General features: G+C 62.8%; 4 protein-coding genes and 1 pseudogene. 2 read left to right on the top strand and 3 right to left on the bottom strand.

Features of this window, described 5'->3' with window-relative positions; all coding sequences use genetic code 11:
* The 3 genes and pseudogenes from Q0Q02_RS23490 to Q0Q02_RS23480 all read right to left on the bottom strand — a co-directional run.
* Window positions 1–106 (bottom strand): annotated as a pseudogene (locus tag Q0Q02_RS23490) (LysE family translocator); the annotation flags it as partial.
* A gap of 6 nt (window positions 107–112) precedes the next feature.
* Window positions 113–358, bottom strand: coding sequence for a hypothetical protein (locus Q0Q02_RS23485; protein ID WP_293813212.1), 246 nt, complete (start codon window positions 356–358; stop codon window positions 113–115).
* A gap of 81 nt (window positions 359–439) precedes the next feature.
* A complete protein-coding gene (locus Q0Q02_RS23480; protein ID WP_293813210.1) occupies window positions 440–1,000 on the bottom strand; it encodes a hypothetical protein in 561 nt (186 codons plus the stop codon).
* Between the two features lie 458 nt (window positions 1,001–1,458).
* Here Q0Q02_RS23480 and Q0Q02_RS23475 point away from each other — a divergent pair, with 458 nt between their 5' ends.
* Together Q0Q02_RS23475 and Q0Q02_RS23470 are read left to right on the top strand one after the other, a co-directional pair.
* Window positions 1,459–2,796 carry a site-specific integrase gene (locus Q0Q02_RS23475; RefSeq protein WP_293813208.1) on the top strand — a complete coding sequence of 446 codons (1,338 nt, stop codon included), beginning with the start codon at window positions 1,459–1,461 and terminating at the stop codon, window positions 2,794–2,796.
* Window positions 2,797–2,918: 122 nt separating this feature from the next.
* On the top strand, window positions 2,919–3,209 hold the full coding sequence (locus tag Q0Q02_RS23470) for a hypothetical protein (RefSeq protein ID WP_293813206.1): 291 nt from the start codon (window positions 2,919–2,921) through the stop codon (window positions 3,207–3,209).
* The last annotated feature ends 307 nt before the right edge of the window (window positions 3,210–3,516 follow it).

The raw sequence follows: 3,516 nt of genomic DNA, 5'->3' as shown, positions 1-3,516 counted from the left end.
CGCTCGCCCGCGAGCCGCGCGTCAGCCCGGCGGCGATGGTGTAGATCGCGCCGGTGCCTGGCGAGGCGACGATGATGAGCGAGGTCAGCAGGAATTCGGGCGACATCGGATACTAACCCTCGAAAATCCCGCCGATCACAGAAACGACAACCTCACCGGCCGTCGTCACGATGGAGCCGATGCTCTCGACCACCGCCTCGATCGCGGCATCGACGGCGATGCCGGCGCCCTCGGTAGCGACGTTGCCGGCGACATCGCCGACAGACGACCCGGCCTGCTGCTTCGCCTCGACCCCGGCATTTGCCTGCAGCACCGCCTTGGCGGCCTCGATCTCGGCTGCGCTTGGGATACCGCTCATCTACTTTCCTCCGACGGAAGCACCGATCTTCGAACCGATCTTAGCAGAACGATGGCAGGATTGGACGATCGTAGGCGATGGCTATCGCGCCTGCCAGAAATGGAGCTGGCCGGAATGGCGGTTGCCGGCCAGCCTGTCATCCTGCGCGACGATCATCGTGCCGTCGAACAGGTCCCAGTGGTCGCCAAACGTCCATTGGAAGAACAAGAAGGAGCGTCTCTTGTCGCCATCCGTCTGGTAGCAGTTCTCCAGATAGAGCACGCCCTTCCGGCCGAGCACCCTGGGCGTGACGTCCTTGCAGACGCCCTCGATATCGGCCGGGCCGTAGGCCCTCTGAACGCGCGGCAGCAACTCCGAGGCACGGATGAAGAACAGCTGGCTCAACCCGCCGAGCGGCTTCCCCGAACCCGGCAGCACGCCCGGGCGAGGCCCGCCCGCCAGCGGCGGCGCGCCGTTGAAGGACGTCCCGAGTTCCGCGCTCATGATGGTCTGGATCGTCGCGTCGTCCTGCGACGGCGTCAGGCGCAGCGTATAACCCATGCAGATGGCGCAGCGATTGGTGGCATCGCCGATCGCGTTCTTCGCCCAGGGACGGATCGCGGCGAAACGTTCCTGCAGCGTATCGTAGGTGAACGGGAGCATCGGCAATCTCCTGGAGCGCAAGGCGCCAGCGATGGTCGAGCGCCTGCCCGATCATCGAGCGGCGGCAGACTGGCCAGCCGCCGGCCCGTCAGCATCCTTCGTTTGCAGGAAGGACCAATTCGGCTGCGTCCGCGAAGCGCGCAAAAAGAAAAGCCCGCTTCCGTGAAACGGAAGCGGGCGTCGTTCTCCGTCGGCGGATGTTGCCGCCGCCCTCTTGCGATCAGTTGTCGAGGAAACAATTGAGTAGTGCCTTATTTCGCCCCTTGAACAGCTTCGGCGAGCCCCGTTCAGAACGGGATTCTAATGGTATAGTGTCAACGATTGTAAAGGGTTGTTCAATGGTGTCATCACCTGTCGCTATTGCTCCTCGGTGAATCTCGGACTATCTAAGGGCGACGACAAAAGTTGCCCTAATTCCTGCCCTAGTTGCCCAGCCCGACCAGAGGATGCCGCCGCCCGTGCCAGAAAAGACCACAACGGACAGCGGCTGGACGCTGCGACTGACCGCCCTGCTGGCGAAGCCCGAAGAGACAGGACGGGAACTCAACCTCGGCGGGGGACTGCGTGTCCGCACCGGAAAGCGTGGCATTGTGTTCTTCGCGCGCATCGAAGAGCCGGACGGGCACGGAAAGACGGTGCATCGCCGCGTGACGCTGGGCCATTTCGTTCCGAAGATCAGCGCGTCGGCCGCTGGCACCAGCGCCTTTTCCGTTTCCGATGCTCGCGCGGCTCTCTCAGCCTTGCGCGGCACCCGCGCGAACGGCGTGGACACGGCTGCTCAACGAGAAAAGGCCGAACTAGCGTCCCGCACGTTGGGCGACGCGTGGAAGGGATACGCGGCCGATGCCGCACAAGTTCAGAAGCCGAGCACACAGCGCTACGACAGGCTGCTCTGGACCCATGTCCAAAATGCCAAGCTGGACAAGCGCCGGACGTCCGACGTGAAGCTGTCCGATCTCACGAAGCTGCTGCGGGACGTCAAAGACGGCGTGGATATGAAGCGCGCCCGCGCCACGGGGGTTGTTGGCCTACGCGTCGCTCGGCTCGCGCACCGCGTTCTGCGCTGGGCAGCAGAGCAAGGGTGGATAGACGATGTCTGCGCCGAGCCCCGTGCCCCAAAAGGTCTGAAGCAGCAGCCGCGTACGAGGCATCTGAGCGACGGCGAATTGCGGCGGCTCTGGAATGCGCTGGACGGGCGTGAGAATGAAGCTGGGGCGCTTGCAGGGCTTTCGCTGAGCGCCTGCCGCAGCCTGCGCCTTGCGTTACTGCTGGGCATGCGGATCGGGGAGATCGCCAGCCTGCGGCGTGGGGACATCGACCTAGATGCCGGGAAGCACGGGGTCATTCATGTTCGGGCGGCGAAGTCTGCCGCAGGTGTCAGGACGATCCCGCTGAGCGAATCCGCGAGGGGATTGCTGCGAGATCAGCTTAAGGCGATCCCTGCCCGGTGCACCTTCGTTTTCCCGGCAGTATCGGGCTCGCATTGGTCGAACAGTGCGGCGGGGCATTTTGCCGGGATCGTTTCGTCGAAGCTCGACGTCCCTCCTTTCGGCCATCACGACCTCCGGCGTTCCTTCATCACATGGGCGAACCTTGTGCGAGTTGACGTTCGCGCCCTGAAAGCTGTCGTCGGGCACGCCAAGAATAGTAGCGATATCACAGTACAATATGACCAGTCGCAAGCTTCCATGCCGGAGAAACAAATGGTCGTCGATCATGTTTGTAAACACATCGAAAAGATTGTCGAAGGTGTCGCAGATCGTAAAGACAGCAATGTTGTCCTACTTATTGCTTGACCGCCGAGAATTCATGAGCCAGACCTAGATCATGACCAGCGAAATTGAACCGCTCATCGTCTGGGGGCGCATAAGCTAGCGAGCATTCCGTTGTGGGATGCGCGCGCCCCGGAGTGAGCGATATGCAAACGGATCAGTTGCGGACGAAGCGTGGCGGGCGCATTCCGCCAGTCACGCCAGCGACCCAGTATTTCACGCTTGACGATCTTACGGTCCGCACCCGGCTTTCAGTCGCGACCATCCGCCGTGCGACAGCGAAGCTCAGGCTCCGCACCGTGACCGCTGGGCGTCGTCGGCTCTGGCCGCTGAGTGAGGTTGAGAAGCTGGACCAGGCGATGCTGGGCGGGCGCCTGCGCGACCTCCCGGCTTCCCCGAAATTGTCCAAGCCTGACGCAGCGCATAGCGCCGCCTGAAAAGCAAACGCCGCTGACCTGGAGGGCAACGGCGTTGTGCAAGATTGTGGATCGGCATCCGCAGAAACAATAGCACGACAGCCAGCGAAGCACAGCCTTTCGTGTCGCGGCTCCATTCTTGGGGAGACGCGAGAGTATGAATATTCAAACCGGAAACTCCGCTTCGGGCGAGCAGCCTCTCTCGTTCGCCGCCCTGTGCAAGGCAAAGGGCTTCGCCTCACCTTCCCAGCTTTGTGCCGCGCTCCGGGATGCGCTCCCGGATGAGCGCAGTGCGGCCCTCGTTGAAGCTCTGGCACCGGGGGGCCTT

Origin of the sequence: uncultured Allobosea sp. (genome assembly GCF_945956895.1) — a bacterium.
Classification (GTDB): domain Bacteria; phylum Pseudomonadota; class Alphaproteobacteria; order Rhizobiales; family Beijerinckiaceae; genus Allobosea.
Note: the sequence above shows the minus strand (reverse complement) of the source record. Positions and strands in the feature narration are given on the sequence as shown.